Annotated in this window: 27 protein-coding genes and 1 riboswitch; of the genes, 13 read left to right on the top strand and 14 right to left on the bottom strand. The window is 72.5% G+C overall.

Annotated elements, in window-relative coordinates:
* Positions 1-97: 97 nt before the first annotated feature.
* Together ACZ3X1_RS07120 and ACZ3X1_RS07125 are read right to left on the bottom strand one after the other, a co-directional pair.
* Entirely contained in the window at positions 98-667 is a 570-nt protein-coding gene (locus ACZ3X1_RS07120; RefSeq protein ID WP_356813062.1) for a hypothetical protein, read from the bottom strand.
* A complete protein-coding gene (locus tag ACZ3X1_RS07125) occupies positions 660-1,439 on the bottom strand; it encodes an alpha/beta hydrolase (protein ID WP_356813063.1) in 780 nt (259 codons plus the stop codon). The genes ACZ3X1_RS07120 and ACZ3X1_RS07125 overlap by 8 nt, the downstream gene beginning before the upstream one ends.
* A gap of 170 nt (positions 1,440-1,609) precedes the next feature.
* On the opposite strand from ACZ3X1_RS07125, the gene ACZ3X1_RS07130 reads away from it, so the two are divergent.
* The 5 genes from ACZ3X1_RS07130 (at position 1,610) to ACZ3X1_RS07150 (ending at position 6,022) form a co-directional block, all read left to right on the top strand.
* The gene (locus ACZ3X1_RS07130; protein ID WP_356813093.1) at positions 1,610-2,362 is read left to right on the top strand and encodes a lysophospholipid acyltransferase family protein; all 753 of its coding nucleotides are present in this window, start codon (positions 1,610-1,612) and stop codon (positions 2,360-2,362) included.
* Positions 2,363-2,397: 35 nt separating this feature from the next.
* A complete protein-coding gene (gene macS, locus ACZ3X1_RS07135; protein ID WP_467277419.1) occupies positions 2,398-3,615 on the top strand; it encodes a MacS family sensor histidine kinase in 1,218 nt (405 codons plus the stop codon).
* A 59-nt stretch (positions 3,616-3,674) separates the two neighbouring features.
* Positions 3,675-4,319, top strand: coding sequence for a response regulator transcription factor (locus ACZ3X1_RS07140; protein ID WP_356813094.1), 645 nt, complete (start codon positions 3,675-3,677; stop codon positions 4,317-4,319).
* Between the two features lie 154 nt (positions 4,320-4,473).
* The gene (locus ACZ3X1_RS07145; protein ID WP_467277620.1) at positions 4,474-5,502 is read left to right on the top strand and encodes a 6-phosphofructokinase; all 1,029 of its coding nucleotides are present in this window, start codon (positions 4,474-4,476) and stop codon (positions 5,500-5,502) included.
* 208 nt (positions 5,503-5,710) lie between these two features.
* A complete protein-coding gene (locus ACZ3X1_RS07150; RefSeq protein ID WP_390074933.1) occupies positions 5,711-6,022 on the top strand; it encodes a hypothetical protein in 312 nt (103 codons plus the stop codon).
* On the opposite strand, the gene ACZ3X1_RS07155 is transcribed toward ACZ3X1_RS07150, so the two are convergent.
* Entirely contained in the window at positions 5,991-7,916 is a 1,926-nt protein-coding gene (locus ACZ3X1_RS07155; RefSeq protein ID WP_467277421.1) for an anthranilate synthase family protein, read from the bottom strand. The genes ACZ3X1_RS07150 and ACZ3X1_RS07155 overlap by 32 nt on opposite strands.
* A gap of 376 nt (positions 7,917-8,292) precedes the next feature.
* Between ACZ3X1_RS07155 and ACZ3X1_RS07160 the strand changes: the two genes are divergently transcribed.
* Both ACZ3X1_RS07160 and ACZ3X1_RS07165 read left to right on the top strand, forming a co-directional pair.
* The gene (locus tag ACZ3X1_RS07160) at positions 8,293-9,654 is read left to right on the top strand and encodes a class II 3-deoxy-7-phosphoheptulonate synthase (RefSeq protein ID WP_372449405.1); all 1,362 of its coding nucleotides are present in this window, start codon (positions 8,293-8,295) and stop codon (positions 9,652-9,654) included.
* 133 nt (positions 9,655-9,787) lie between these two features.
* Entirely contained in the window at positions 9,788-10,084 is a 297-nt protein-coding gene (locus ACZ3X1_RS07165) for a (2Fe-2S)-binding protein (protein ID WP_362631194.1), read from the top strand.
* Between the two features lie 59 nt (positions 10,085-10,143).
* Here ACZ3X1_RS07165 and bfr read toward each other — a convergent pair whose 3' ends face one another.
* Positions 10,144-10,620 (bottom strand): bacterioferritin, encoded by a 477-nt coding sequence (bfr, locus tag ACZ3X1_RS07170; RefSeq protein WP_030037303.1) that lies wholly within the window; start codon positions 10,618-10,620, stop codon positions 10,144-10,146.
* Between the two features lie 173 nt (positions 10,621-10,793).
* Here bfr and ACZ3X1_RS07175 point away from each other — a divergent pair, with 173 nt between their 5' ends.
* Positions 10,794-11,426: a sulfite oxidase-like oxidoreductase gene (locus ACZ3X1_RS07175; protein ID WP_362631192.1), complete on the top strand. Its 633-nt coding sequence runs from the start codon at positions 10,794-10,796 to the stop codon at positions 11,424-11,426.
* Positions 11,427-11,553: 127 nt separating this feature from the next.
* On the opposite strand, the gene ACZ3X1_RS07180 is transcribed toward ACZ3X1_RS07175, so the two are convergent.
* The 5 genes from ACZ3X1_RS07180 to thiO form a co-directional block, all read right to left on the bottom strand.
* On the bottom strand, positions 11,554-12,414 hold the full coding sequence (locus tag ACZ3X1_RS07180) for a deoxyribonuclease IV (RefSeq protein WP_467277426.1): 861 nt from the start codon (positions 12,412-12,414) through the stop codon (positions 11,554-11,556).
* A gap of 6 nt (positions 12,415-12,420) precedes the next feature.
* Positions 12,421-14,334, bottom strand: coding sequence for a Stk1 family PASTA domain-containing Ser/Thr kinase (gene pknB / locus ACZ3X1_RS07185; RefSeq protein ID WP_356813070.1), 1,914 nt, complete (start codon positions 14,332-14,334; stop codon positions 12,421-12,423).
* Positions 14,335-14,634: 300 nt separating this feature from the next.
* A complete protein-coding gene (locus ACZ3X1_RS07190) occupies positions 14,635-15,429 on the bottom strand; it encodes a thiazole synthase (protein WP_356813071.1) in 795 nt (264 codons plus the stop codon).
* Between the two features lie 5 nt (positions 15,430-15,434).
* The gene (gene thiS / locus ACZ3X1_RS07195; RefSeq protein ID WP_356813072.1) at positions 15,435-15,635 is read right to left on the bottom strand and encodes a sulfur carrier protein ThiS; all 201 of its coding nucleotides are present in this window, start codon (positions 15,633-15,635) and stop codon (positions 15,435-15,437) included.
* Complete coding sequence (thiO, locus tag ACZ3X1_RS07200) at positions 15,632-16,813, bottom strand: glycine oxidase ThiO (RefSeq protein WP_362631184.1); 1,182 nt, start codon at positions 16,811-16,813, stop codon at positions 15,632-15,634. The genes thiS and thiO overlap by 4 nt, the downstream gene beginning before the upstream one ends.
* A riboswitch (TPP riboswitch) is annotated at positions 16,811-16,922 on the bottom strand. It overlaps the preceding gene by 3 nt.
* Positions 16,923-17,003: 81 nt before the next feature.
* On the opposite strand from thiO, the gene ACZ3X1_RS07205 reads away from it, so the two are divergent.
* From ACZ3X1_RS07205 to ACZ3X1_RS07225, 5 genes are all read left to right on the top strand, one after another.
* Positions 17,004-18,224, top strand: a complete 1,221-nt coding sequence (locus tag ACZ3X1_RS07205) for an NAD(P)/FAD-dependent oxidoreductase (protein WP_467277430.1) — start codon at positions 17,004-17,006, stop codon at positions 18,222-18,224.
* A 76-nt stretch (positions 18,225-18,300) separates the two neighbouring features.
* Positions 18,301-18,666 carry an Rv2175c family DNA-binding protein gene (locus ACZ3X1_RS07210; protein ID WP_030663974.1) on the top strand — a complete coding sequence of 122 codons (366 nt, stop codon included), beginning with the start codon at positions 18,301-18,303 and terminating at the stop codon, positions 18,664-18,666.
* A 79-nt stretch (positions 18,667-18,745) separates the two neighbouring features.
* Entirely contained in the window at positions 18,746-19,381 is a 636-nt protein-coding gene (thiE, locus tag ACZ3X1_RS07215) for a thiamine phosphate synthase (protein WP_356813075.1), read from the top strand.
* Between the two features lie 165 nt (positions 19,382-19,546).
* Positions 19,547-20,461, top strand: a complete 915-nt coding sequence (metF, locus tag ACZ3X1_RS07220; protein ID WP_030832763.1) for a methylenetetrahydrofolate reductase [NAD(P)H] — start codon at positions 19,547-19,549, stop codon at positions 20,459-20,461.
* A gap of 42 nt (positions 20,462-20,503) precedes the next feature.
* Positions 20,504-21,367, top strand: coding sequence for a hypothetical protein (locus ACZ3X1_RS07225; RefSeq protein ID WP_362631177.1), 864 nt, complete (start codon positions 20,504-20,506; stop codon positions 21,365-21,367).
* A 63-nt stretch (positions 21,368-21,430) separates the two neighbouring features.
* Here ACZ3X1_RS07225 and ACZ3X1_RS07230 read toward each other — a convergent pair whose 3' ends face one another.
* The 5 genes from ACZ3X1_RS07230 to ACZ3X1_RS07250 all read right to left on the bottom strand — a co-directional run bounded on the left by ACZ3X1_RS07230 (position 21,431) and on the right by ACZ3X1_RS07250 (position 25,638).
* Positions 21,431-22,849, bottom strand: a complete 1,419-nt coding sequence (locus tag ACZ3X1_RS07230) for a phytoene desaturase family protein (protein WP_467277434.1) — start codon at positions 22,847-22,849, stop codon at positions 21,431-21,433.
* A gap of 36 nt (positions 22,850-22,885) precedes the next feature.
* Positions 22,886-23,512, bottom strand: coding sequence for a DUF4126 domain-containing protein (locus ACZ3X1_RS07235; RefSeq protein ID WP_356813078.1), 627 nt, complete (start codon positions 23,510-23,512; stop codon positions 22,886-22,888).
* Between the two features lie 106 nt (positions 23,513-23,618).
* Entirely contained in the window at positions 23,619-24,020 is a 402-nt protein-coding gene (locus ACZ3X1_RS07240) for a DUF3040 domain-containing protein (RefSeq protein WP_030663992.1), read from the bottom strand.
* Positions 24,021-24,311: 291 nt separating this feature from the next.
* Entirely contained in the window at positions 24,312-25,070 is a 759-nt protein-coding gene (locus ACZ3X1_RS07245; protein ID WP_362631171.1) for a methyltransferase, read from the bottom strand.
* Positions 25,071-25,143: 73 nt separating this feature from the next.
* Positions 25,144-25,638, bottom strand: a complete 495-nt coding sequence (locus ACZ3X1_RS07250; protein WP_362631169.1) for an SAV_6107 family HEPN domain-containing protein — start codon at positions 25,636-25,638, stop codon at positions 25,144-25,146.
* Positions 25,639-25,816: the final 178 nt, after the last annotated feature.

Raw genomic sequence — 25,816 nt, forward strand, 5'->3', positions numbered from 1 at the left:
TGCCCCAGGGCCCCGGGCCCCGGGCCCCGTGCCTCGAACGTCGGCGGGGCCGGCGGCAGCCGGCGGGGCTGGTGGGCAGCCCCGCGGGCGTTTTCGGTCAGACCACCGCGCCGCGGCCCGGGTCGTCGTCCTCGTCCTCGCCGTGCTGCATGCGGGCGACCAGCGTCGCGAAGCCGCCCAGGAAGCCGCCGATGCCCAGCGTCGTCAGCCACCAGGTCATGTCCCACTGCAGCAGCACCGCCAGCAGCAGGAGCACCGGGCCGCCGACCACCGCGAGCCACGCGAACTTCGCCGTCGTGTCCGCCGGCGGCAGCTCCGGCTCGGGCTGGACGAAATGGCCCTCTTCCGCCGCGGCCGGGTCGTCGTCGTCAGGCTCCGCCGGCGAGTGGTCCCGGGGGCCCGCCATGCCCACGCCCGGGGCGAAGACCACCGAGCTGCCCAGTGCGGGCGCCGGCGCGGCCGGCGGCTCGGGCTCGGCGTCCGGAACCGGCTCCGGAGGCAGCGGCTTGACGTCCTCCTCCGGCAGCAGGAGGTTCTCGATCGGCCTGTACGGCCGGGACCCCGGCGGGTCCGGCGGCTCCTGCCCGTACCCGGCCACGATCGCGGCCCACGCCGCTTCCTCGTCCAGCGGCGGGATACCGCCCGACTGCTCCTCGTGCTCAGCCACCGGCCTCCGCCCCCTCCCTGCCCACGCTCTCCGCCAGTCGGCCGACGAACGCAAAACTGTCCGCGAAGATCCGCTCCGCATCATGGTCCAACGTCGCGACGTGGTAGCTCTGTTCCAGCAGGACCTCCGTGACGTCCGTCGACGAGACCCGGGCCAGCACACGCGCCGAGTCGACGGGCGGCACGACGTGGTCCTGAGGGCTGTGCAGCAGGAGCAGCGGCTGCGTCACCTGCGGCAGCTCGGCGTCCACCAGCTGCAGGAACTTCCGCAGCGAGTGCGCGGCCCGCGTCGGGACCCGGTCGTAGCCGACCTCCACCGACCCCGGCTTGGCGATGTCACTGGCGATACCCGGCGTCGACCGGATGAAGTGCTGCGCCACGGGAAGGGCGAAGGCCAGCGGGTCGTGCACCTTGTTCGCCGGGTTGACCAGGACGATGCCGCTGACGGCGTCCCCGTGCTTGGCCGCCAGCCGCAGGGTCAGCGCGCCGCCCATCGACAGCCCGAAGACGAACACCTGCGCGCAGCGGTCCAGCAGCTCCCGCAGGGCGCGGTCGACCTCGGCGTACCAGTCCTGCCAGCCCGTGAGCTGCATGTCCTGCCAGCGCGTCCCGTGTCCGGGCAGCAGCGGCAGCGACACCGTCAGGCCCCGCCCGGCGAGGTACTCGGCCCAGGGGCGCAGGGACTGCGGGGAACCGGTGAAGCCGTGGCAGAGGAGGACGCCGACCTCTCCGCCCTCGTGGCGGAACGGCTCGGCTCCAGGGAGGACGGGCACCAGGGACTCCTTGATCATGACGTACGTCGGGCGGGTGCGTTGCTCTGTGTGACTTCACCGTACGCGACCGGGGTGGCACCGGCCAGGGTCGTCGGGCCCCTGCCGACCGGGGCACGGGATAAGGTCTGTTCGACAGACACAGGAAGGCTTTCGAGTTGATCTACGGCGCAATGAAGTTCTCCATCGGCGGTTCACTGAAACTCGCTTTCAGGCCGTGGGTGGAGGGCATCGAGAACGTTCCCGCCGAGGGGCCGGCGATCCTCGCGAGCAACCACCTGTCCTTCTCCGACTCCCTCTTCCTCCCGGCCGTGCTGGACCGCAAGGTCACCTTCATCGCCAAGGCGGAGTACTTCACCTCCCCGGGCGTCAAGGGCAGGCTGACCGCCGCGTTCTTCAAGGGCGTCGGCCAGCTCCCGGTGGACCGCTCCGGCGCCCGCGGGGCCGGCGAGGCGGCCATCAGGAGCGGCATCGAGGTCATCGAACGCGGTGAGCTGTTCGGTATTTACCCCGAGGGCACGCGTTCACCCGACGGCCGCCTCTACCGCGGCAAGCCGGGTGGCCTGGCCCGGGTGGCGCTGGCCACCGGAGCCCCCGTGATCCCCGTCGCGATGATCAACACGGAGAAGATCCAGCCGCCCGGCAAGGTCATCCCCAAGCTCATGCGCCCGGGCATCCGCATCGGCAAGCCGCTGGACTTCAGCCGGTACCACGGCATGGACAACGACCGCTTCATCCTCCGCTCGGTGACCGACGAGGTCATGTACGAGATCATGAAGCTCTCCGGCCAGGAGTACGTCGACATCTACGCGACGGCGGCCAAGCGCCAGATCGCCGACGCCGAGAAGGCCGCCAAGGACGCCGAGAAGGCGGCCGAGAAGGCGGCCAAGGCGGACAGGGCCGACAAGGCCGACAAGAGCGAGTAGCGGCGGGCGGTACCGCCCGTCAGGGGGTGGGGGAGATGGCGAAACGCGAACGCGTCGTACGCATGTCGGTCGAGCAGCCGCTCTGGCGTGCCCTGACCGCGTACCGGTTGCTGACCATGGTCTACGCGGTGCTGCTGTTCGCCTCGGCGTACAAGCAGTTCCCGCACCCCTGGCCCGCGGCCGGCTACCTCGCCGTCCTCGCCGTGTGGACCCTCGCCACCTTCCGCAAGGTCTCGAACGCCGCCAGCTGCACCAAGGGCTTTCTCGTCGCCGACCTGACCGTGGCGATCGTCGGCGTCCTGCTCACGCCGATCGTCGACACCCAGGAGCGGATCGTCGCCGGCGGCCCCACCCTCCCCACCATCTGGACGGCCGGCGCCGTCCTCGGCTTCGCCATCAAGGGCGGCTGGCGCTGGGCCTGCTTCGCCTCCACCTTCGTGGCCATGGCCAACATGGTGATCCACGGCGGCCAGCCCACCGGGGACACCCTGCACAACGTCCTGCTCGTCTGGGTCGCCTCCGTGGCCATCGGCTACGTCGTCGAGGTCGCCCGGGCCAGTGAGAACACCCTCGCCCGCGCCCTGGAGATCGAGGCCGCCACCCGCGAACGCGAGCGCCTCGCCCGCGACATCCACGACGGCGTCCTCCAGGTCCTCGCCATGGTCCAGCGCCGCGGCGCCGAACTGGGCGGCGAGGCCGAGGAACTGGGCAGGATGGCCGGGGAGCAGGAGGTGGCGCTGCGCACGCTGGTCTCCAGCGGACTGGTGCAGCCCTCCCGGGTCTGCCGCGACGAGTCACGGGGCGCGCTGGTGGACACGTACGACGACGACGAGCCCGGCGCGGACGAGGGGGAGCTGGACCTGCGCTCGCTCCTCGCCCCGCACGCCGGGTCCCGGGTGAGCTTCGCCGAGCCGGGCACCCCGGTACCGCTGCCCGTGCCCGCCGCGAAGGAGCTGGCGGCCGCCGTCGGCGCGGCCCTCGACAACGTGCGCAGGCACGCCGGGGAGGGCGCCAGGGCCTGGATCCTGGTCGAGGACTGGGGCGACGAGGTGATCGTCACCGTTCGCGACGACGGCCCCGGTATCCCGGCGGGCCGCCTCGACCAGGCCGAGGGCGAGGGCCGTATGGGCGTGGCGCTGTCCATCCGAGGGCGGCTGCGCGACCTCGGCGGCAGCGCCGATCTGGTGTCCGTCCCCGGGCAGGGCACCGAAGTGGAACTGAAGGTACCCAGGGGCAGGACGGACAAGAAGTGAGCGAGCACACCGACGTGAACAACCCGCAGCAGTCGCAGGAGCACCGCGAGACGAGGGTGATGGTCGTCGACGACCACCCCATGTGGCGCGACGCGGTGGCCCGCGACCTGGCCGCCGCCGGCCTCGACGTGGTGGCCACCGCCGGCGACGGCCCCGAGGCGGTGCGCCGGGCCCGCGCCGTCAACCCCGACGTGCTGGTCCTCGACCTCAACCTGCCCGGCATGCCGGGCGTACAGGTCTGCAAGGAGCTGGTCGGCGCCAACCCGGCGCTGCGGGTCCTGGTCCTGTCCGCCAGCGGTGAGCACGCCGACGTCCTGGAGGCGGTGAAGTCCGGCGCGACCGGCTACCTGCTGAAGTCCGCCGGCGCCGAAGAGCTGATCGACGCCGTACGCCGCACCGCCGTCGGTGACCCGGTCTTCACCCCGGGCCTGGCCGGGCTGGTGCTCGGCGAGTACCGGCGGCTGGCCACCGACCCGGTGCCGACCGCCTCCGACGAGCCGAAGGCGCCTCAGCTGACCGACCGCGAGACCGAGGTGCTGCGCCTGGTGGCGAAGGGGCTCTCGTACAAGCAGATCGCGGAGCGGCTGGTCATCTCGCACCGCACCGTGCAGAACCACGTCCAGAACACCCTGGGCAAGCTGCAGTTGCACAACCGGGTGGAGCTCGTCCGCTACGCCATAGAGGCGGGCCTCGACGACGCGTGAGCGCCGCCCGTGCGCGCGCCGATCGTACTTACGTCCTCGTACGAGTGAACGGGCGTACGCAACGCCCCGTGATTCCACCTGAATTGCCGCTTCGCAAGCCCTTGCTGTGACCTGCGTCACCACTAGCGTGGCCGTCATGGCGAAGGGAGATGCAATGAAGGTCGGAGTACTGACCGGTGGCGGCGACTGCCCCGGACTCAACGCGGTGATCAGGGCCGTCGTCCGCAAGGGCCACCAGGAGTACGGCTGCGAGTTCGTCGGGTTCAAGGACGGCTGGCGGGGCGCGGTCGAGGGGTGCACGGTCCCCCTCGACATCCCCGCCGTCCGCGGCATCCTGCCCCGCGGCGGCACCATCCTCGGCTCCTCGCGCACCAACCCGTTCAAGACGGAGAACGGGGTGCGCGACATCAAGGAGAACCTGGCCAAGTACGAGGTGGACGCCCTCGTCGCGATCGGCGGCGAGGACACCCTCGGGGTCGCCGCGCGCCTCTACGACGAGTACGGCATCCCCTGCGTGGGCGTGCCGAAGACCATCGACAACGACCTGTCAGCCACCGACTACACCTTCGGCTTCGACACCGCCGTCGGCATCGCGACCGAGGCCATCGACCGCCTGCACACCACGGCCGAATCGCACATGCGGGTCCTCGTCGTCGAGGTCATGGGCCGGCACGCCGGCTGGATCGCGCTGCACTCCGGGCTCGCCGGCGGGGCCAACGTCATCCTCATCCCGGAGCAGCGCTTCGACGTGGACCAGGTGTGCGCCTGGGTGACCTCCCGCTTCAAGGCGAGCTACGCGCCGATCGTCGTGGTCGCCGAAGGCGCCATGCCCAAGGACGGCGACATGGTGCTCAAGGACGGCACCAAGGACTCCTTCGGGCACGTCCGGCTCTCGGGCGTGGGCGAATGGCTGGCCAAGGAGATCGAGGAGCGCACCGGCAAGGAAGCCCGCACGACGGTGCTCGGGCACATCCAGCGCGGCGGCACCCCCAGCGCCTTCGACCGCTGGCTGGCCACCCGCTTCGGGCTGCACGCGATCGACGCGGTCCACGAAGGGGACTTCGGGAAGATGGTCGCGCTCAAGGGCACGGACATCGTCCGGGTACCGATCGCGGACGCGACGGCGAAGCTGAAGACGGTCGACCCCGCCCTCTACCAGGAGGTCGGCGTCTTCTTCGGCTGAGCCGCCGGGCGTTGGCACACCATGGGTCGTATCGCGACCAACGGCCCATGGTCCGGCGTACGGGAGCCAACGTGGAGATCTCGGCATTCGGCGTGCAGGCGGACGAGCGGCCGATGCCCCGCCGGAGCCGACCGCGGCCCCGCGAGTTCACCCGTGCTTCACCGGACGGCCGTACGGGATGCGCGGGCCGGCCGATAGGTTCGGCCGCGTGGACATACCTTCCGTGGGCCGATGGCTCCTGCTCGCCGTGGCCGCAGTACAGCTCGTGTACGCCGTCCGGGCCCTGCGGCCCGCTCTCCGGGCCGGACCGGGAGAGCGGGTGGACGCGTGGCTGACGTTCGCCGACCCCGCGGTCGGCGCACCGGTGTCGGTGGCGCTGGCCGCCGGCGACCTCACGGCGTCCCTGTACGGGATGGTGGTGCTCGGCCTGGTCCTGACCTGCCAGTTGGTACGCCGGTTCCGGCCCGGACACCCCGCGGGCGCGGGAACTACGCCGGGGCCGGAGCGCGGACCGCGGTGAGCAGCTCGCGCAGCAGCTCGGCGCCGCGCAGGGTGAGGACCGACTCCGGGTGGAACTGCACCCCCGCGAAGCCGCCGCCGACCGAACGGAACGCGTGGACCTCCCCGGTCACCGGGTCGCGGGACACCTCCACACCGGCCTGCGCCAGCCGCGCCGCGCCGGCGGCGTCACAGTGCGCGGTGTACGTGTTGTAGAAGCCGACCACCTCCTCGGCCCCGAACAGCCCGATCCGGGTCTGCGCGCCCTGCGCCGGCTCCGCCTTGCGCACCAGCGGCAGGCCCAGCTCGGAGGCGAGCAGCTCGTGCCCGAGGCAGACCCCGAGCAGGCCGTGCCGGTGCCCGGCCAGCAGCTGCGCCGTCAGCCCGCGCAGCATCCGCATCTTCGGGTCGGCGCCGTCCGCCGGGTTGCCCGGGCCGGGGCCCAGCACGATCGGGCCCTCCCAGGCCAGGGCCGCCTCCCGCAGCCCCGGCTCGTCGAAGCGCCGTACGGTCACCTCCAGCCCGGCCACCCGCAGGAGGTGGGCCAGCATCGCCGTGAAGGTGTCCTCCCCGTCCACCACCAGCGCACGGCCCGTCGGCGCGGCCGGCCGCTCCTGCATCCGCAGCCAGAAGGGCGCCAGGTCGGCCCGCCGGGCGGCCAGGGCCGCCCGCACCCGCGGGTCCTCGGCCAGGCGCGCCCCCTCGGCGGCCGGCCGCGGCGCCGACGGGCGGACGCCGAGCGCCGCCAGCACCCCCGCCGCCTTCGCGTGCGTCTCCGCCACCTCGCCCGCCGGATCGGAGTGCCGCACCAGCGTGGCCCCCACCGGCACCCGCAGGGTCCCGTCCGCCGCGATGTCCGCGGTCCGGATCAGGATGGGGGAGTCGAGGGTCTGCGTCCCGGCCGCGTCCAGGCCCAGCAGGGCCAGCGCGCCCGCGTAGTAGCCGCGCCCGCCCGCCTCGTACCGTTCGATCACCCGGCAGGCGTTCTGCACCGGCGAGCCCGTCACCGTCGCCGCGAACATCGTCTCCCGCAGCACCTCCCGCACGTCGAGCGAGGAGCGTCCGCGCAGCTCGTACTCGGTGTGCGCGAGGTGGGACATCTCCTTGAGCCGCGGTCCGACGACCACCCCGCCCCGGTCCCCGACCGTGCACATCATCTTCAGTTCCTCGTCGACCACCATCGACAGCTCCTCGGTCTCCTTGCGGTCTCCGAGGAAGGCCAGGAGCGACTCGACGGTGGGTCCCGTGGCGGGAGGGCGGTACGTCCCGCTGATCGGGTTCATCACGACCGTGCCTGCGGACATCCGGACGTGGACCTCGGGACTGGCGCCGACCAGCGTGCGCTCGCCGGTGTGGACGACGTAGGTCCAGTACGCGCCCCGCTCGCCCGCCAGCAGCCGCCGGAACAGCGCGAGCGCGTCCGCCCGGCCGAACCCGCCGATCCGGCCCTCGAAGGTGCGCCGGATGACGAAGTTCGCGCCCTCGCCCCGGCCGATCTCGTCGCGGATCACCCGATCCACGGTGTCCGCGTACGCCTCGTCGCAGACGTCGAAGCCGCCGTCCTCCACCCGCACCGCGTGCGCGGGCAGCTCCGCGAGGGCTTGGGCGAGCGGGATCTCGTACACCTCCTCGGCGACGAGCGCGCTCAGCGGCGTGCCGTCGTCGCGTACGTCGAACCCGCGCTCCCGGATCTGCCGGAAGGGCACGAGCGCCAGGGTCGGCAGCGGGCCGACGGGCAGGTCGGCCAGGCGCCCGGCCTCGTGGACCGGGCCGAGGAGCACCTCGACGGTGTCGTGGTCGCGGCCGGGGGTGCGCCGGCGCAGCAGGGCGAACGGCGGGCAGGAGTCGTCGAGCAGCCGGCTCAGCGGGTGCCGTCGGTCGCGGCAGTCCTGGCGGTTCTGGCGGCTGGGTTCCATGGGCGGAGCGTCCTTCCGGAGGGGAGGAGCGGCTCTCGCTGCCGGCGCCGAGGTCGCCGAACGCGGAAGGCCGCCCCTCGGGGCGGCCTTCGCGTCGTGCGTGTCTCTAGGTACGCGCAGGAAGTGGGCCGCCGGGAGCGGGCCACCACCAGTTCTGGTTCGTGTGCGCGTACATGCGGTGAACCATAGCCCAGACCGTCCGCCCAGCGGGTGTCTTGCCGATCACGCCCGCCGACCGAGAAGACGCCCCTCGCGCCGGTTCCGACCCCGGCCGCACGCCGAACCATGGATTCCGTTCCGCCGGGCGTCCACCGCCTTCGAGAAATCCGTCTCACGTTGTGGGCGGGGGGCAAGATGCCCCGCGTAACGCCGTAATGTGTACGAGGTGACCGTGAACGCTGAAACCCAAGCCCCCGCCGCCAAGGCGACCTGGCGAGACCTTCCCGCGGCGCAGCAGCCTTCGTACCCCGATGCCGAGGCTCTGCGCGCTGTCGTCGCGGACCTCGAGTCGTATCCTCCGCTCGTTTTCGCGGGCGAGTGCGACCAGCTGCGCGCCCGTCTGGGAGCCGTCGCCAAGGGCGAGGCGTTCCTGCTTCAGGGCGGCGACTGTGCCGAGGCCTTCGACGGCGTCTCCGCCGACCACATCCGAGCCAAGCTGAAGACGCTGCTCCAGATGAGTGCCGTACTGACGTACGCGGCCTCCGTGCCGGTCGTCAAGGTCGGCCGCATCGCGGGCCAGTACTCCAAGCCGCGCTCCAAGGACACCGAGACCCGCGACGGCGTCACCCTGCCTACCTACCGCGGCGACTCGGTCAACGGCTTCGCCTTCACCGAAGAGGCCCGCGTCCCGGACCCCGAGCGGCTGAAGCGCATGTACAACGCCTCCGCCTCCACGCTCAACCTGGTGCGCGCCTTCACCACCGGTGGTTACGCCGACCTGCGCCAGGTGCACGCCTGGAACCAGGACTTCGTGAAGTCCTCCCCGTCCGGTCAGCGGTACGAGCAGCTGGCGCGGGAGATCGACAACGCGCTGAGCTTCATGAAGGCCTGTGGCACCGACCCGGCCGAATTCAAGGCCGTCGAGTTCTACGCCTCCCACGAGGCGCTGCTGCTCGACTACGAGGGCGCGCTGACGCGCACCGACTCGCGCACCGGCAAGCTGTACGACACCTCCGGCCACATGGTGTGGATCGGTGAGCGCACCCGCCAGCTGGACCACGCGCACATCGAGTTCTGCTCGCAGATCGCCAACCCGATCGGCATCAAGCTCGGCCCCACCACCACGGTGGACGAGGCGCTGACGTACATCGACCGCCTGGACCCCGAGCGCGAGCCGGGCCGGCTGACCTTCGTCGTCCGCATGGGCGCCGACAAGGTCCGCGACAAGCTCCCCGAGCTGGTCGAGAAGGTCACCGCCTCCGGTGCGATCGTCGGCTGGGTGACCGACCCGATGCACGGCAACACCTTCGAGGCGGCCTCGGGCCACAAGACGCGCCGTTTCGACGACGTGCTCGACGAGGTCAAGGGCTTCTTCGAGGTCCACAAGGGCCTCGGCACCCACCCGGGCGGCATCCACGTCGAGCTCACCGGTGACGACGTCACCGAGTGCGTGGGCGGCGGCGACGAGATCTTCGTCGACGACCTGCACCAGCGCTACGAGACGGCCTGCGACCCTCGGCTCAACCGCAGCCAGTCGCTGGACCTGGCGTTCCTGGTCGCGGAGCTCTACCGCGACTAGTCGTCGGGATCAGTAGGTGCGTTCCTACGACTGTGGGGCGCGGATCGATGTGATCCGCGCCCCACTGTCGTAGCCGGGGCTTTTAGGCCACCCTAACTTTGGGTACGGTTAGGTAAGCCTCACCGAATAGGGGATGGCTCGCCGCACCAGTCAGCGCCAGGAGGTGAACCGCGTGTACGTCTGCTCTTGCTTCGGGATCACCGACAAGCAGGTCAAGGAACACGCGGCTGCCGGGGCCTGCACGCCCCGCCAGATCGCCTCGGCCACCAAGGCCGGCACCGACTGCGGTTCCTGCGTACGCACCATCCAGGGCATTCTCGGCCGCGGGGCCTGCCCGCGCAGGGAGCTGCTGGAGAAGGGCGACGCGGTGTCCGTGCTCGCCGCCGACACGGAGGCGGTACGTTCGCCCGCGCTGGCGGAAGCGGCCTAGAAGCCGGGCCGGAGCGGGCTGGAGCAGGCTCGGCGACCTTGGATCGGCCCGCCGGAAGGTCAGCTCGGCTGCTCGATGAGCTGCGCGATGTAGAGCGCCTCGCCCAGGGACTCGATGAGCTCCAGCTGGGTGTCGAGGTAGTCGATGTGGTGCTCCTCGTCCTCCAGGATCTCCTCGAAAAGACGGGCCGACGTGATGTCGCCCTTGCCGCGCATGACCTCGATGCCGCGCTTGAGCCGGTCGATGGCCTCGACCTCGACCTGGCGGTCCGCCTGGAACATCTCGGTGATCGTCTGCCCGACGCGCACGTGGAAGAGACGCTGGTAGTTCGGCAGGCCGTCGAGCATCAGGATGCGCTCGGTGATCTTGTCCGCGTGCTTCATCTCATCGATGGACTCTTCACGCGTGTACTTGGCGAGCTTGGTCCAGCCCTTGTTGTCCTGGATGCGGTAGTGCAGCCAGTACTGGTTGATGGCCGTCAGCTCGCCGGTCAGCTGCTCGTTCAGAAACTCAAGGACCTCGGGGTCGCCCTGCATCGCAGAGGCTCCTTCCAGGCAATGTCAGCTATGTGACGGGGCAGTTGCGCGCATCCTTGCACCGCCACTGAGGGCCGTCCAGTAAGTGCCTCCTTAGTGGGAGTTACCGCGACTTGCCCGAATCGGCCCAGACCTGGTCATGACCACCCTGCCCAGTCTGTCACCATGGAGTCATGGGTCAGCCGGAAAGCCGGGAATCTCCGGGAGCAGAGCAGCTGGAGCTTCCACCGGGGCAGCGGCTGCAGAAGGGCTGGCCCGTCACCCACTACGGTCCCGTGCCCAAGTTCAAGCCGGACCGCTGGGAGTTCCGCGTCTTCGGCGCGACCGCCGACGGCGACAAGCACTGCTGGAACCACGAGGAGTTCACGGCCCTGCCGTTCGCGACCGTCGTGGCGGACCTGCACTGCGTCACGAAGTTCAGCATGCAGGGCGCCGAATGGGGCGGTGTGCTCGCCCGCGACGTGCTCGCCCTGGCCCCGCCCGCGCCGCAGGTCACGCACGTGATGGTGTGGGCCGAATACGGCTTCAGCTCCAACCTGCGGCTGGCCGACTTCGCCTCCGACCGGACCGTCTTCGCCACCCACGAGGGCGGCGAACTGCTCACCGCCGAGCACGGTTTCCCGGTCCGGCTGGTGGTCCCGCACCTCTACGCGTGGAAGGGCCCCAAGTGGGTCCGCGGCATCGAGTACATGACCGCCGACCGCCGCGGCTTCTGGGAGGAGCGCGGCTACCACAACATCGGCGACCCCTGGCGCGAGCAGCGCTACTCCTACCAGGAGGAGCCGGGGGACGGCCCCGAGATCTAAGGGGTGTCCTGCGGGCCCCCGGCCGGAGCGCCATCGGCCAGGGCCACCCGGACGGCCGTACGCAGGCCGCGCCGAGGCGAGGATCCGGCGCCGGGTGGGGCTGACCTGTTCCTCAAGAATCAGTGGATCACTGCGGGCCGCGCAGCTCCTTCAGCAGCGCCACGTCCGCCGCATGCCCTTCCTTGCCGCCGGGCGTCTCGATGATCAGCGGCACGCCGTCCATCGCCGGGTGCGTGAACAGCTCGGCGAAGGCGTCCCGGCCGATGTGGCCCCGGCCGACGTTCGCGTGCCGGTCCTTGTGCGCGCCGACACCCTCCTTGGAGTCGTTCGCGTGGACCAGCTTCAGCCGGCCCTCGCCCACGGTGTCCACCAGCAGGTCCAGCATCACCTTCGTCCCGCCCGGCTCCGCCAGGTCGTGACCGGCCGCGAAGATGTGGCAGGTGTCCAGGCAGATCCCCAGCTTCGGATGGTGGTCCAGCGCATCGAAGTACGGGCCGAAGTCCCAGGTGCGCGAGCACAGCGAGGAACCCTGCCCGGCCGTCGACTCCAGCAGCAGGAACGGGTCGTCGTCATGCGTCAGCTCGTCCAGCAGCGGCAGCATGTGCTCCTCGACCTGCGCGTACGCCGCTTCCCGTGGACGACCGCCGGTCGCCGACCCGGTGTGGACGACCACCCCGAGCGCGCCGATCTGCCGGGCCCGGCGCAGCGAGTGGCGCAGGGACTCCACCGACTTCTCCACGGTGGCCCCGGTGTGCGAGCCGAAGTTGATCAGGTACGGGGCGTGCACGTACGCGGGAATCCCCTCCCGCGCGCACTCCTCGCGGAACCGCTCGTCCTGCGCCGGACTGCCGACCGGGGTGGCCCAGCCGCGCGGGTTGGCGACGAAGACCTGGACGGCCTCGGCGCCCATCTCGCGGGCATACGTCAGCCCGACCGAGGCGAGACCGCCCGAGACGGGGACGTGTCCGCCCACTGGATTGCGTACCACGTGCGTTTACAGCCCCTTGATCGTGATCGTGATCGTGAGGCCCTCGGCGGCGGTCTGGCCGGGCAGCACCGACTGGGCGTCCACCGTCCTGCTGAAGGAGATCAGCGGCCGATCCACCTTCACCTTGAAGCCCGCGCTCTCCAGGGTCCTGCGGGCCGCGTCCACGTCCTGGCCGACCACGTTCGGGACCGGCAGCTGGCGCGGGCCCTTGGACACCGTCAGCGTGACCGTGTCCCCGGCCGCGGCCTGGGTGCCGGCGCCGATCGACTGGTTGGCGACCGTACCGGGATCCGACGGCGCGTTGACCTGCTCGGGAGCCGCAACGACCTTCAGGCCCAGACCCTCCAGAGTGGCCTTCGCCTGCTCGAAGGGGAGCCCGGTCACGCCCGGCACCGGCACCGGCCGGCCCTTGCTGACGACGATCGAGACCGCCGTGTCGGGCGCCCGCTTCTCGCCGCCCGCCGGGTTGGTGCTGATCACCGAGCCCTGGGCGACCTCCTGGCTGAAGGCCTGCGTGATGATCCCGGGAGCCAGCCCGGTCCGGGTCAGCTCGGCCTTGGCCTCGTCCAGGGGCCTGCCCTTCAGGTTGGGCACGGACACGACCTCGGGGCCGCGGGAGATCGTGATGGTCACCGCGCCGTTGCCGCGGATCCGCCGGCCGCCCGGGGGATCGGTGTTCATCACCGTCCCGCGCTCGAAGGCGTCGCTGAACTTCCGGTCGACCCCCTTCACGCCGAGCCCGGCCTCGGACAGCTGGGCGCGGGCCTGCTCCTCGGTCTTGCCGAGCAGGTTGGGGACCTTGGTGAACTGGCCGGAGTTGATGTACCAGACGCCCGTACCGATCCCCAGCGCCAGCAGGACGCCGACGACCACCAGCAGCACTCCGCGGCGCGGGCGCGCGGCGGGCGCCGACCGGCGCCCGGGCGGAGCGGGCGGATCCAGCGGCGGCGACTCCAGCCGGGAGGTGAGGTTCACGGGCTGCGCGGCCACCGGGCGCGGGATCACGCCCGTGCGGTCCTCGGCGGACGACCGGTCGACGGCTTGCGCCTGCGGCGGTACGGCGTCCAGCTCGGCGTCGGTGAGCTCGGCGCGGGCCTCGCGGGCGAGGCCGAACAGCGCGGCGGCGTCGTAGGGGCGCAGGTCGGGGTTGCGGGCGGTGGCGGACGCCACGAGCCCGTCGAGACCGACGGACAGCCCGGGCACCACGGCGGACGGCGGCGGGACGTCCTCGTGCAGGTGCTGGTAGAGCACCTGGGCGGGGGAGTCGCCGAGGTGGGGCTTGGAGCCGGTGAGCATCTCGTAGAGGACGACACCGCAGGCGTAGACGTCCGCGCGGGTGTCGGCGATCCCGTTCTCGATCTGCTCGGGGGCCAGGTAGGAGACGGTGCCGAGGACCGAGCCGGTGGTGTTGGTCACCGAGTCCACGGACCGGACCAGCCCGAAGTCGGCGACCTTGACCCTGCCGTCGTCGCCGATCAGGACGTTCTCGGGCTTCATGTCACGGTGCACGAAGCCGGCCCGGTGGGCGGCGCCGAGCGCGGCGAGGACGGGTTCGAGGATGTCGAGGGCCGCCCGGGGCTGGAGCGCGCCGCGCTCGCGCAGCACGTCGCGCAGGGTGCAGCCCGAGACGTACTCCATCGCCAGATAGACGTACGGCCCGTCCGTGCCCTGGTCGAACACGGCGACCACGTTGGGGTGCGCGAGCCGCGCCACGGACTTCGCCTCGCGGATGAACCGGTCCACGAAGGCGGCGTCGGACGCGAGCGCGGGATGCATCACCTTCAGGGCGAGGATCCGGTCCAGGCGGGTGTCGACGGCCCGGTAGACCGTGGCCATGCCGCCGGCCGCGATGCGGGCATCGATGCGGTAGCGGCCGTCGAGCACACGCCCGACGAGGGGGTCTTCCAAGGTCGTATCCACCCGGCGATTCTACGAGCCGGCGCCGGGACCCCGTCGGGGGCGGGTCGCCTTGCAGCGCAGCTGTGACGTGAGCAGGCGCCGGAACAGGCCCCCGCCCCCCTCGCCGCGCCCTCGGCATCCCCGATCCGGCTCGGCGGTCGGCCACCCGCGCGCGGGGCGGTGACCAGGCCGATCGGGGGCGGGAGGGGGAGGGGCGGGCTTCGCGGGGGAGCGGGAGGCGCGGGGGCCTTCAGCCTCCGACCGGGCGGCTCCCGTCCCCGGCGAAGTCCCCGTCCTGCGCCGTGCTCGGCCGCCCGCGTCTCAGAACGCCGGGCGTTCCGGGTCCAGGGTCGCGCGGCCCTCCGTGGGGGACGAGGCTTCGGCGAAGCGGCGTTGTGGGATGCGGCCCGCCCGGTGGGCGAGGCGGCCCGCCGAGACGGCGTCCCGCATGGCGGACGCCATGAGGACCGGCTCCTGTGCGCGGGTGACCGCCGAGGCCAACATCACCGCCGCGCAGCCCAGTTCCATCGCCAGGGCGGCGTCGGAGGCGGTGCCCGCGCCGGCGTCCAGGATCACCGGGACCTGGGCCCGCTCCGTGATCAGCTCGAAGTTGTGCGGGTTGCGGATGCCCATGCCCGACCCGATGGGGGAGCCGAGCGGCATGATCGCCGCGCAGCCCACGTCCTCCAGCTTGCGCGCGAGCACCGGGTCGTCGTTGGTGTACGGCAGGACGGTGAAGCCCTCGTCCACCAGGGTCTCGGCGGCGTCCAGCAGTTCGACGCCGTCGGGCAGGAGGGTCCGCTCGTCCGCGACCACCTCCAGCTTGATCCAGTCGGTGCCGAGGGCCTCCCGCGCGAGCCGGGCCGTCAGGACGGCCTCGCCCGCGGTGAAGCAGCCTGCCGTGTTCGGCAGGACGGAGATGCCGAGCTTGGTGAGGACGGAGAGGACCGAGCCCTGCACGGTGGGGTCCAGGCGGCGCATGGCCACGGTGGTGAGTTCGGTGCCGGACGCGACGAGGGCGCGTTCGAGCACGTCCAGGCTGGGGGCGCCGCCCGTGCCCATGATCAGGCGGGAGGAGAAGGTCCGGTCGCCCAGGGTGAAGAGGTCGTCGGCCATGCCGGTCAGCCCCCCTGGACCGCGGTGAGGATCTCCACGCGGTCGCCGTCGCCCACGGGGGTGGCCGGCCACTGCCCGCGCGGGACCACGGTCTCGTTGAGTGCGGCGGCCACTCCGGAGGGGGCCGCGGTCAGGGTGGCGACGACGGTGTCGAGCGTGGTGCCGGCCGCGACATCGCGCGGCTCGCCGTTGACGGAGATGGTCATGCGTACGACTCCTGACGTGCGGCGGAGAAGCGGCGGGGGGTGAAGGGGCGCGCGATCCCGGGCAGTTCGCCGGTGACCAGCAGTTCGGCCATCACCTCGCCGGTGAGCGGGGTCAGCAGCACCCCGTTGCGGTAGTGCCCGGTGGCCAGGTGCAGGCCGGGCAGGTCGGTCGGGCCCAGCAGCGGGGCGTTGTCGGGTGATCCGGGGCGCAGTCCCGCCCGGGTCTCGGTCAGCGGGAGTTCGGTGATGCCGGGTACCAGTTCGTGGGCGTCGCGCAGGAGTTCGTAGACCCCGCCCGCGGTCACGGTGGTGTCCCAGCCGAGCTCCTCGCTGGTGGCGCCGATGACGAGTTCGCCGTTCTCGCGGGGCACGAGGTAGACGTGGCTGCCGCGCACGACCGCCCGTACGGTGCGGGAGAGGAAGGGGGCGTACGCGGCGGGCACGGTGAGCCGCAGTACCTGTCCCTTGACCGGCCGTACGGGGGGCAGCACCTCGGCGGGTACGCCCGCCAGTCTGCCGCTGAGCGAGCCCGCGGCCAGGACGACCTGGTCGGCGCGCAGCTGCGTACCGTCGTCGAGGAGGGCGCCCGTGGCCCGGTCCGCGGTGGTGAGCAGCTGCTCGGCGCCCGCCCGGTGGACGGTCACTCCGGCGCCTTCGCAGGCGGCGAGCAGGGCGGCGGCGAGCCGGCGCGGGTCGACCTGGTGGTCGCCGTCGACGCGCAGGCCGCCGCGTACGCCGGGGGCGAGCATGGGCTCCAGACGGCGGCATTCGCGGCCGGTGAGCCATTCGGACTCCAGGCCGCAGCGGCGCTGGAGGGCGTGGAGTTCGCGCAGGTGGAGGCGGTCGTCGGCGTCGAGGGCGACGGCGAGGGTGCCGCAGGCGCGGTAGCCGATGTCCAGGCCGCCGGCGGCTTCGGCGAGGTCGGCGGCGAAGCGCGGATAGCGTTCGGCGGAGGCGAGGCCGAGGCCGAGGAGGGCTTCCTCGCCGTAGTGCAGTTCGGTGACCGGGGCGAGCATCCCGGCCGCGACCTGGGCGGCGCCGCCGCCGGGTGCCGGGTCGGCGAGTACGGTGCGCAGGCCGCGCTCCGCCGCCCGCCAGGCTGTGACCAGGCCGATGATCCCGCCCCCGATGACGAGGACGTCGGATCCCCGGCCGGATCCCTCTCCAGATGAGTGCATGGGCGTCCAGCCCCTCCCTTCGCCGGCATGACCCGGATCAGGTTCGTACGGTCGGAGGCCGGCCAGCCTCCCTCTCAGCCCGGTGCGCCGGACTCCCGCGATAGGTACGGTGGCCAGACTATCCCGGCCGTGGACGGCGGGTAAGGCGGCACCTGTTCCTGACGGAGCGTCAGATGACTAGGGTGGCCGCGTGAGTGAGCAGACGGAACAGAATCAGCGCGGCGTCGTGATCGTCGGCGCCGGAATGGCCGGGGTGCAGACCGCGGTCGCCCTGCGCGAGCAGGGCTTCGCGGGCCCCGTGACCCTGCTGGGAGCCGAACCGCACCAGCCCTACGACCGGCCCCCGCTGTCCAAGGCGGTGCTGCTCGGCAAGGCCGAGGACTCCGCCTTCGACGTGGACTTCGAAGCCCTGGGCATCGGGCTCCGCCTCGGGACGGAGGTCACCGGACTGCGGGCCGCCGACCACGAGCTGGACACCGAGGCGGGACCGGTCCCCTACGAGGTCCTCGTGCTGGCCACCGGCGCGCAGCCGCTGCCCCTGCCCGGCGCCGGGGGCGTCCCGGGCGTACACCTGCTGCGCACTCTGGACGACGCGGCGCGGCTGCGCCCCGTCCTGGCGGCCGCCTCCCGGGTCGTGGTCGTCGGCGCGGGCTGGATCGGCGCCGAGTTCGCCACCGCCGCCCGCGAGGCCGGCTGCGCGGTGACCGTCGTCGAGGCGGCGGACCGGGTGCTGGCGGGCGCCCTGCCCGCCGAGGTCTCCGAGCCGATGTCGCGCTGGTACGGGCAGGCCGGCGCCGAGCTGATCACCGGCGCGAAGGTGGCCGGCGTCGAGGAGGGGCGGGTCCTCCTGGCCGACGGGCGCGCCCTGCCCGCCGACGCGGTGGTCGTGGGCATCGGCGCCCGTCCCGCCACCGGATGGCTGGCCGGGTCCGGCGTGGAACGCGGAACCGACGGCTCGGTCACCGCCGACGCGCACCTGACGACCTCCCTGCCGGGGGTGTACGCGGTCGGCGACTGCGCCTCCTTCCCGTCCGGGCGGTTCGGGGCGCGGCTGCTCGTGCACCACTGGGACAACGCGCTCCAGGGCCCGAGGGCGGTCGCGGCGAACATCCTGGCCGGGGAGCCCACCGCGGTCTACGACCCGGTGCCGTACTTCTGGTCCGAGCAGTTCGGGCGCTTCGTGCAGTACGCCGGCCACCACGGCGGGGCCGACACCCTGGTCCGGCGCGGGGACCCGGCCCAGGAGGCCTGGTCGGTGTGCTGGCTGCGCGACGGCGCCCTGGTCGCGGTCCTCGCGGTCGGCCGGCCCCGGGACCTGGCGCAGGGCCGCAAGCTGATCGAGACGGGCGTCCCGGTCGACCCGGCGAAGGTCGCGGACCCCGGCACCCCGCTGAAATCGGCCACGGCGTAGACACCGGCCCCGGGGGCGCGCCACGGACGGTCCGCCCCGGGTACCGGCTGTCGGTGGGAGGTGGCAGGCTTGGCCTGTGACCGAGATTGACGCAAAGATCGATTCCCTCGTCCCCGACTGGCTGTACCTCCCCGACATCGCGGAGATGCTGGACGTCGAGGTGACGCGGGTCCGCCAGATGGTCAAGGAAGGGCAGCTCATCGCCGTTCGCCGGGGCGAGAACAGGGCCCTGCAGGTTCCGGCCCCCTTCATCGACGGCGACAAGGTGGTCAAGGGCCTCGTCGGCCTGCTGACCGTCCTGCGCGACGACGGCTTCTCCGACGAGGAGATCCTGGAGTGGCTCTTCACCGCCGACCCGACCCTGCCCGGCACCCCCGCCCAGGCGCTGAGCGAGAATCGCGGCACGGAGGTGAAGCGCCGCGCTCAGGCGCTCGCCCTCTGACCTGATCCGCAGTAGCCGGCTCCACCGCGGTGTACGGGCCCCGCGCCCGTACACCGCCTCCATCACGGGGGGTACACCCATGCAGCTGTCCGATGCCCGGCTCTACCTGTGCACGGACGCCCGCAAGCGCCAGGGTGACCTGCCCGAGTTCCTCGACGCCGTGCTCGCCGGGGGCGTGGACATCGTCCAGCTCCGCGACAAGGGCATGGAGGCGGGCGAGGAGCTCGAACACCTCCAGGTCTTCGCCGAGGCCGCACGCCGCCACGGCAAGCTCCTCGCCGTCAACGACCGTGCCGACGTCGCCCACGCCATCGGCTCCGACGTCCTGCACCTCGGACAGGGCGACATCCCGGTCCCCGCCGCCCGCGCCATCCTCGGCGGCCGGGTCCTCGTCGGCCGCTCCTGCCACGCGGAGGACGAGGTCGCCGCGGCCGTAGCCGAAGCGGGCGTGGACTACTTCTGCACCGGGCCCTGCTGGCCCACCCCCACCAAGCCCGGCCGCCACGCCCCCGGCCTGGACCTGGTCCGCTACGCGGCCTCCCTGGAGCAGGACCGGCCCTGGTTCGCCATCGGCGGCATCGACGCCACGAACCTGGACGAGGTGCTGGACGCAGGCGCCACCCGCGTCGTGGTCGTCCGCGCGCTCACCGAGGCCTCCGACCCCGGTGCGGCCGCCGCCGACCTCGCCAAGCGCGTCCGGGCCCGGCTCGGCTGAGCCCTCCGGTCCCGTCCGCCCGGACAGCCGACGACCGGTGGCATTCCGCGCCGCATAGTCCGTACAGGCCCCTTCGAGCCAGAGGCGGAAGCCCAGGTGTCCAAAAACGTGTCCAAAAGGCGGACGCCGCTTCGGGGAGCGCCGGGCCGCGTCTAACCTGCCCACATGGCCTCTGGTACCGCTTCCACCTGGTCGGACCGTGCACACACGGTCCGCGACCTCCTCGCGTCCGGGCGCTCGTACTCCTTCGAGTTCTGGGCCCCGAAGACCGAGAAGGGCGAACGCAACCTCTGGAACGCCCTCCGCCGGGTCGAGGCGGTATCCCCGAGCTTCGTCTCCGTGACCTACGGAGCCGGCGGCTCCACCCGCGGCGGCACCGTCAAGGCCACCCAGGAGATCGCCGCGGACACCACGCTGACCCCGGTCGCGCACCTCACCGCCGTGGACCACTCCATCGCCGAACTGCGCCACGTCATCGGCCAGTTCGCCGACGCCGGGATCCGCAACATGCTCGCCCTGCGCGGCGACCCGCCGGGCGACCCGATGGCCGACTGGGTGGCCCACCCCGAGGGCGTGCACTACGCCGCCGACCTGGTGCGGCTGCTCAAGGAGTCCGGAGACTTCTGCGTCGGCGTCGCGGCGTTCCCCGAGATGCACCCGCGATCGACCGACTGGGATACGGACATCCGGCACTTCGTGGACAAGTGCCGTGCGGGCGCGGACTATGCGATCACCCAGATGTTCTTCGATCCCGAGAATTATCTGAGGCTGCGCGACAGCGTCGAGAAGGCGGGCTGCGAGACCCCGATCATCCCCGAGGTCATGCCTGTTGTGGGCATCAAGCAGCTCGACCGACTGCCCCAGCTCAGCACCGCTGTCTTCCCCGCGGACGTGAAAGAGCGCATGCTCGCCGTCAAGGACGACCCGGCCGCTGTACGCTCCATTGGCATCGAGTTCGCCACGGAGTTCTGCGCGCGGCTGCTGTCCGAAGGTGTACCGGGACTGCACTTCATCACGCTGAACAATTCCACGGCGACTCTCGAGATCTACGAGAACCTGGGCCTGCACCAGCGGGCCTGACCGGCCGTACCCGTGTGACGGCCGTACCGAGAGGGGCCTTGCATGGGTATGACGGTCCTCTACATCGCGTTCGGAATCGTCGCGTTGTGGCTGCTTGCCGAGGTACTGATGCAGTACAAGGCCCGGCTCCGCTGGCGCCTGCTCGCCTTCGCCGGCTTCCTCGGCGTGGTCGCCGGGGTGATACTGCCCTCGGTGCCGGTCATCGGCGCCGGCGCCGCCGCGTTCGCCGTGGGCCAGACCCTGGTGACGCTCTCCTTCCGCAAGGGCTTCGTCGCCGGCTGGGCGCTGCGCCGCGGCGGGGAGCCCGTACGGCAGGCCAGGCGCCGCAGGGGAAGGACCGCGACGCCGGAACCGGCGCTCCAGGTCACCGCCCTGGAGTACGGGGACGCCGACGGGGCCGCGGACGAGCGGCCGTTGCGGGCCGCGGCCGAAGAGGTCTACAGCCCGCAGCCGGTGCCCGAGGACACCGGGTCCTACGGGATACAGAGCTTCTCGACGCCTGCCCCGGAGGTCGGCCAGACGGCGGCCTTCGCCTCGCCGTTCACCACCGCCGAGCAGGACGGCCACCAGTACGCGGCGTACTACGACCAGCACAACCAGGGCGGTTACGACTACTCCGGCGGCTACCCGACGGGCGAGCAGCAGCAGGTCTACGCCGCCTACTCGGACCCGTACATCGGAACCGGCGGAGGCGTCGTCCCGCCCCAGCCCTACGACTACGCCCCGTACGCCGACTACGGGCAGCAGCAGTACTCCACCGACACCCCGCCGGGCGGCGTCTGGGTCCCGCAGCAGAGGTCCACCGACGGGGGCGGCCAGCCGTACCCGTCGGACGAGCAGGGCGGGCAGCCGCCGCAGCAGTACCCGTACCCCCAGCAGGGGGAGTACGAGCAGTACCGCTACTGAGCCGGCCGGGGTCGGGGTCGGGGTCAGGGCGGGGTCAGAGCGGGGTCAGGGTCCGGGGCCGGGTCACTGGGAGCCGCGGAAGCCCGCACCCTCCACGATCAGGCCGGCCACCAGGGCCCCGGTCATCCCGGCGTGCGCGAGCCCGCCGCCGGGGTGGGCCCAGCCGCCCGCCAGGTACAACCCGGGCACGGCCGTGGAGTTGGCCGGATAGAGCAGCCGGCCCCCCGCGCCCGCGAGGGCGGGCGGGGGCACCGCGCCGCCCAATGCACCGGTGGCCGCCTCGATGTCGGCCGGGGTGCGCACCTCCTGCCACAACAGCCGCTCCCGCAGGCCCTGTACGGCCTTCTCAGCGAGGTTCAGCAGCTCCCCGGGCTCCGAGGTCCCCGGGCCGTGGACGGCGCTCACGGTGACCGCCTCGTGCTCCGCGTCGGGCCGCGTGGCGGGATCGTCCGGCCGCATGACGGTGACCTGCGCCCCGGCGGCGTGCACGAGGGTGCGGTGGACGGTCCCCGCCGGACGGGCCCCGCGCAGCGCGAGCAGCAGCGTGATCCGGCCGGGCACGCCGTCCCCGCGGGCCGGTACGGCGCCGGCGGGCCACGGGAGCGAACCGGCCGGCAGCCGCCGCGGGTCGATCCCGCAGACGACGGAGTCGGCGGCCGCCTCCGTTCCGTCGGCCAGCAGCAGGCCGGCCGCCCGGCCGCCCCGGACCAGGACCTCGCGGACCTCCGCCCCGAAGACGAAGGCGACCTTCCGCTCCAGGCAGCGCTCGTACACGGCGGTGGCCAGTGCCCGCATCCCGCCGCTCACGTACCAGCTGCCGAAGGTCTGCTCCATGTACGGGAGCACGGCCGCCGAGCCGGGAGCCGTGGCGGGGTCGAGGCCGTAGCCGCGGACCACTCCGGTCAGCACCTGCGCCAGGGGACCGCCCAGCTCCCGCCCGGCCACCTCGGCGAGGGTCGGCGTACGGCGGCGGAGCAGGCCGCTGCGCCGCAGGGCCGGGTACGGGTCGCCGCCCAGCGCCTGCCGGGCCCCGTCCCGCAGGGGCTCCTCCAGCAGCGGGCGGCGGGTGGCGTCCCAGGCATCGCGGGCACGGCCCAGCACCCCGTGCCAGCGCTCACCGGCACCCTGGCCGAACGCGCCGTCGAGGGCGGCGGCGACACCGCCGTGCGAGGCGCCGGGCAGGGTGACGTCGATGCCGTGGCCGGGCAGGACGTGGCGGACGGCCGGGTCGGCCTGCGCCATGTCGACGCACTCCTCCAGCGGCCGCTTGCCGGTCTTCACGAAGAGGTCGCGGTAGACGGCGGGGAGGTGCAGCAGCCCGGGCCCGGTGTCGAAGGCGAAGCCCTCGCGCTCGTACCGGCCGACGGCCCCGCCGTAGGTCGCGCTCCGCTCGTACACCGTCACCTGGTGCCCCGCCACGGCCAGCCGGGCCGCCGTCGCCATCGCGCCCATGCCGGCGCCGATCACCGCAATTCGTGCCATGCGGGCGAGCCTATGGCCCCGTGCGGGCGCCCGCGGTCAGCGGGGTGGGGCCCCGGTGGCCTGACGGGCCTCCGTGGCCAGCCGCTTCTCCTCGCGGCGCTGGGCGCGCCGGCGCAGGAAACGGCGGATCCGGCTCCAGAGGAAGAAGAGTATGGCCAGCCCGACGACCAGCAGGGAGCCCGCGATGATCGCGGCGGCGAGCGGATGGAACATCGCGAAGGTGACCAGGCCCGCCACACCGAGGTCCTCGGCGATGCTCATTGCCACGTTGGTGAACGGCTCGGGCGAGGTGTTGATCGCCATCCGCGTGCCGGCCTTCACGAAATGGCTGGCCAGCGCCGTGGTGCCGCCGACGGCCCCGGCGGTGATGTCGGAGAGCGAGCCGCTCTGACCGGCCAGCAGGGCGCCGATCACCGCACCTGCCACCGGGCGGATCACGGTGTGGACGGTGTCCCATATCGAGTCGACGTACGGGATCTTGTCGGCGACCGCCTCGCACAGGAACAGCACGGCGGCGACGATCAGAACGTCCGGGCGCTGGAGCGACGCGGGGACCTCGTCGGTCAGGCCGGTACGGCCGAAGATGCCGAGCAGGAGGACCACGGCGTAAGCGTTGATCCCGCTGGCCCAGCCGCTGGTGAAGACCAGGGGGAGCACACTCATCGGATCATCATGCCGTACGGGGACACCCGTGGACCGCAGGCCGGCGCACAACAGTGAGGGGACGGTCGCACGGTGGCGGCCGTCCCCTCACTCACGTGGTCCGGGGCTACTGCCCCTGCTCGTCACGCCGGCGCTGCCACCGATCCTCGATGCGGTTCATCATCGACCGACGCTGCCGGTTGTGGCCGCGGGCCGAACCGCCGGTACTTCCGGAGACGGGCTGCTCGCCGGGCTTGGGTGCCTTGCGCCAACCGGTGACCACCAGGACCGTACATCCCAGCATGACGAGGAAGCCCACCACGCTGATCCAGAGCACGTTCGGAATGATCACACCGGTCATGAGGAGCGCGATACCCACCACAATGCCTGCGACTGCCTGGTAGACCCGTCGCCGGGTGTACGTACGCAGCCCGCTGCCCTCAAGCGCTGTCGCGAACTTGGGGTCTTCGGCGTACAGCGCTCGCTCCATCTGCTCGAGCATTCGCTGCTCGTGCTCCGAGAGCGGCACGGGAGTCCTCCTCATCCGTCGGTCGCGGGGGTAGCGACCAGGGGTCCCCTTCAGGATAGGCGGGGAATCGCCCCCGTGACACCCGCCCTCTACACACGTTCCAAAATGACAAAGCACAGAAAGACACAGCCGTAACGCCACTGCGTGAAAACCGTACCGCCGCGGGAGCGGTCACTGAGGCCGTTATTCCCCAATGGCCCGATCGCCATGCCGGTCACTGCTCCCGATCATACGGGGCGGACCGGCGAAGCGGAGGGTCGGCGGCAGACTCCGTGCGCGCAAGAGCGCAGTTCAGACCTGCTTCTCGCCCAGGACGTGCAGTTGCGTGGCCACCGCGTGGAAGGCGGGCAGCTCCGCCGCGGCCTCCTCCAGACGCAGCAGCGCCTCCACCGCGCCCGGCTCGGTGTCCACCAGGACGCCCGGGACGAGGTCGGCGAAGATCCGCACGCCGTGCACCGCGCCGACCGCCAGGCCGGCCTCCCCGACCAGCTCGGAGAGCTGCTCGGCGGTGAAGCGGCGCGGCACCGGGTCGCCGGAGCCCCAGCGGCCGGCCGGGTCGCCGAGGGCGGTACGGGCCTCCGTGAAGTGCCCGGCCAGGGCGCGGGCGAGTACGGCCCCGCCGAGGCCGGCGGCCAGCAGGCTGAGCGTGCCGCCGGGGCGCAGGGCCGCCACCGCGTTGGCCACGCCCTCGGCCGGGTCGTCCACGTACTCAAGGACGCCGTGGCAGAGCACCACGTCGTACGCCTCCCGCTCCACCACGTCCAACAGGCCTTGGGCGTCACCCTGGACGCCGCGGACCAGGTCGGCGACGCCGGCCTCGGCCACCCGGCGCTCCAGCCCGAACAGGGCGTTGGGGCTGGGGTCGACCACGGTGACCCGGTGGCCCAGGTGGGCCACCGGCACGGCGAACTTGCCGGTGCCGCCGCCGGTGTCGAGCACGTCCAGCACGTCCCGTCCGGTCGCCTTCACCCGGCGGTCGAGCGCCTCCTTGAGGACCTCCCACACCACGGCGGTGCGGAGGGAGGCACGGGGGCGGGAAGTGTCCGACACGGCTGATGGCTCCTCGGCGCGGTAAGGGTGAGCGGTCAGTGCCCCACCCTATTGCCTTCCGCAGCCGGGCAGGTCATCCCGCGTCCGGACGCTCCGGCCGTGGCTGGGGCAAGGTCTGGGCCGGGCTCTGGGCGGGCACCCGTACGGCGAGCATCCGCTCCACCAGGCGCAGGAACATCGAGGCGGCGCGCAGCAGGTCGTCCGCGTCCCGGGCGCTCGCCGCGTCCGGTATCCCCGCCTCGGCCCGGGCCCGGCGGGCGGCGCCGGAGGCGAAGAGGGCGCTCCACTCGGCCAGCTCCGGTGCCAGCTCCGGCAGCACCTCCCACGCGCTGCGGATCCGGGGCCGCCGCCGCGGGTTGGCCGGCTCGGGGCGCCCGCGCGCCGCGAGCACGGCCGCGGCGGTGCGCAGTGCGGAGAGGTGGGCCGTCGCGTAGCGCTCGTTGGGCCGGGTCAGCCGGGCGGCCTCGGCCAGGCCGCTGTGGGCCTTGGCGAGGAGGTCGAGGGCGGCCGGAGGGGCCGCCGACTTCCGCAGGACGGGGTGGACAGGGGACGGGGACGGTGTGGCCATGACGAACCTCCTGTCGATGCGTTGTGCGTTGCCCCCATCGTGACGGCCCCCACTGACAATCGCCCTGACCTGCGCTTTTGCCGTCATATGCAGAGCAACTACCCCCTCCTGCACGCCTGGTGCGGCATGAGGTGGTAGTTTTTGAACTGACCGGTCAGTTCAAAAAGAAGGGGGACGG

It is taken from the genome of Streptomyces sp. NPDC023541 (assembly GCF_055559995.1).